This is a genomic window from Polaromonas sp. (assembly GCF_010365105.1).
Classification (GTDB): Bacteria; Pseudomonadota; Gammaproteobacteria; order Burkholderiales; family Burkholderiaceae_C; genus Polaromonas.
The window spans coordinates 163,214-166,387 of record NZ_JAAFGZ010000006.1 but is presented as its reverse complement, the minus strand read 5'-3'; the positions used below and the strand labels follow the sequence as shown (position 1 = coordinate 166,387).

The 3,174-nt window shown below is 65.6% G+C and carries 2 protein-coding genes and 1 pseudogene; all 3 read left to right on the top strand.

The window, feature by feature from the left end; all coding sequences use genetic code 11:
* Window positions 1-200 (top strand): annotated as a pseudogene (locus tag GZ092_RS05815) (LPS export ABC transporter ATP-binding protein); the annotation flags it as partial.
* A 181-nt stretch (window positions 201-381) separates the two neighbouring features.
* Window positions 382-1,932, top strand: a complete 1,551-nt coding sequence (locus tag GZ092_RS05810) for an RNA polymerase factor sigma-54 (protein WP_293635234.1) — start codon at window positions 382-384, stop codon at window positions 1,930-1,932.
* Window positions 1,933-2,305: 373 nt separating this feature from the next.
* Window positions 2,306-3,174: THUMP domain-containing protein (locus tag GZ092_RS05805; RefSeq protein ID WP_293635259.1), on the top strand; the 869-nt coding region annotated here is incomplete at its 3' end.

Below are 3,174 nucleotides of genomic sequence, written 5' to 3'. Positions count from 1 at the left end.
TCCAGCGCATCATCGGTTTCCTGAAATCGCGCGGCATCGGCGTCCTGATCACCGACCACAACGTGCGTGAGACGCTGGGCATTTGCGACCACGCCTACATCATCAGCGACGGCCATGTGCTGGCCAACGGCACGCCGGCCGAGATCGTGAGCAATACCGAAGTGCGCAGGGTCTACCTCGGCGAACACTTCAAGATGTGAGTATGGCCCCCACGCTTGTCACTTCGTGTACTGCGCTGCCCCCCGCGGGGGCCGCCCCGCCTGCAGTCCGGCAAAGCTGGTCCTGCGGCGGGTACTGGCACGGGCGGGGAGGCCATGCCGAAGCCATGCCAGCGCCTACGGGGGACAGCCAACCACACGCAGTGGGGAGCGTGGGGGCACCATGAAACAAGGGCTGTCCCTTCGCGTTTCGCAGCACCTGGCGCTCACGCCACAGCTGCAGCAGTCCATCCGGCTGCTGCAACTCTCGACGCTGGAGCTGAGCCAGGAAGTCGAGCAGATGCTCGATGAAAATCCTTTTCTCGAACTGGCGGACGACAGCGCGCCGCGCGAGGAATTTGGCCTGGAGCACACCGACACGCCGGTCAGCCAGGACAGCCGCGAGTTCGAGTCTGCTACGGATTCAATAGCTGGGAATACAGACACAGCGGGCGCAAACACGTCAAAAGAGTCTGAAACCACGGCAGAAGCCGGCACCGAGGCGGCGCTGGAAGAAAGCTGGGAAGGCGATGGCTCGGTCGAGTCTTCGCCCGACGACAGCGAATGGGGCGGCGACGCGCCGGCGCGCAAGAACAACCTGGACGACAGCGACGCCGAAGCCTCGGACCTGACCGGCGCCCATGTGTCGCTGCAGGACCATCTACACCGGCAGTCGCTCGGCCTGCGGCTGTCCGAACTCGACCGCGCCGCCCTGCACTTCCTGATTGAGTCGCTCAATGACGACGGCTACCTCGAAGACAGCCTGGAGTCGCTCGCTGCCGGACTGGCCAGCGGCCATCCGGAGCAGGCCGAAGAACTGGAGCAGCAGTTCGCCATCGCCCTGCAACTGCTTCAGCACATGGAGCCCGCCGGCGTCGGCGCGCGCACCCTGGCCGAATGCCTGCGGCTGCAGCTGCTAGACTGCAAGAACAGCATCGAGTTGCGCGCCGCCATGGCGATCTGCCAGCAGCCGATGGAGCTGCTGGCCAAGCGCGATGTCAAGCGCCTGTCGCACCTGTGCAAATGCACCGAAGACGCCATCAAGGGCGCGATAGGCCTGATCGCCCGGCTCGACCCCAAGCCGGGCCGGCGCTTTGCCAATGTCGAACGCAACCTGGTCGTTCCCGACGTGATCGTCGTCAAGGCCGGCCGGGGTTTCAAGGTCACGCTGAACAGCGACGTCATGCCACGGCTGCGGGTCCATGACATCTACGCCAGCGCACTGCGGCAGCACGGCGGCAGGGGCGGCGGCCAGGCGCTGCAGCAGCGGCTGCAGGAAGCGCGCTGGTTCATCAAGAACATCCAGCAGCGCTTTGACACCATCCTGCGCGTCAGCAATGCCATTGTCGAGCGGCAGAAAAATTTTTTCATCCACGGCGAACTCGCCATGCGGCCGCTGGTGCTGCGCGAGATTGCCGACGAGCTGGGCCTGCACGAATCGACGATTTCGCGCGTCACCACCGCCAAATACATGAGCACGCCGTTTGGCACCTTCGAGCTGAAGTATTTCTTTGGCTCCGGGCTGGGCACCGAAAGCGGCGGCAATGCGTCCAGCACCGCCGTGCGCGCGCTCATCAAGCAGTTTGTCGCCTCCGAAAATTTGAAGAAACCGCTCAGCGACAGCCAGATTTCCGAGATGCTCAAGGAGCAGGGCATCGAATGCGCCCGCCGCACAGTGGCCAAGTACCGCGAGGCGCTGCGCATCGCACCCACCAATCTGCGCAAGGCGCTGTGAATGTTGCCCCCACGGTCGTTCGCTGCGTGTGGCTCCCTGCCCCCCGAGGGGGCCGCTGCCCTTGCAGGGCGCCACGCCGCCAGAGGCAACGCATCTGCAGGCTGTCCAAGCCCGCGCAGGCGGGCTCGGAGCCGCAGCCTGCAGCCTGCGGTCTGGCAAAGCCAGTCCCGCGGCCCCTGCTGATGGGAATGCCGCCCGCGCCATCCCGGTGTGCCTGGAGGCCACGCTGCGCCAGGACGGCGAAGCGCAAGTCGCCGGCTCGCTTGTGCGGTCTTGCTCCCTCTCCCTCTGGGAGAAGGCTGGGGTGAGGGCCAGCGGTCGTCACTTGCTCCACACTGCACAGTCAGCCCCCGCCACCAACTGAAAAAACACCATGAACCAACTCCAACTCTTCCTCCCCTGCGCCGCCGGCGTCGAGAACCTGCTGGCTGCCGAAGTCCAGCGCATCACCGGTACGGCCGGCAAGGCCTGGCGCGCCGGCGTGCAACTGCAGGGCTCCTGGCGCGACGCCCTGAAGCTCAACCTGCACAGCCGCCTGGCCCAGCGCGTGCTGATCGAGCTGCAGCACGGCCAATACCGCAGCGAGCAGGACCTGTACAACGCGGCCGCCAGCGTCGCCTGGGAAATCTGGTTCACGCCCGCGCAGACCTTCAAGGTCGAGATCACCGCCCAGCACAGCCCGCTGCAAAGCCTGAACTTTGCCGCGCTGAAGATCAAGGACGCCATTGCCGACCGCTTCCGCCACAAGTTCAACGACGTGCGCCCCAGCGTCGATACGCGCTGGCCCGACGTGCGCGTGTATGTGCACCTGACCACCGACACGGTGACGGTCTACATCGACACCTCGGGTGAGCCGCTGTTCAAGCGCGGCTGGCGCGAGGACAAGGGCGACGCGCCGCTCAAGGAAACCCTGGCCGCCGCGATGATTGCCGCCAGCGGCTGGGACGAGCAGTGCAAGCAGGGTGTGCCGCTGTATGACCCGTGCTGCGGTTCGGGCACCATTGCCATCGAGGCCGCGCAAATCGCCTGCAACATCGCGCCGGGCATCAACCGCCGCTTTGCCTTTCAAAAATATTTGCCCTTCCAGGGCCACGTCTGGGAAGGCCTGCTCGACCAGGCCGAAGCGGCCATCACCGAACCCACGGCGCCGGTGTATGGCAGCGATGTGTCCTTCCGCATGGTGGACTTTGCCGAGCGCAATGCCGAGCGTGCCGGCGTGGCGAATGCCGTGCAGTTTCGCGG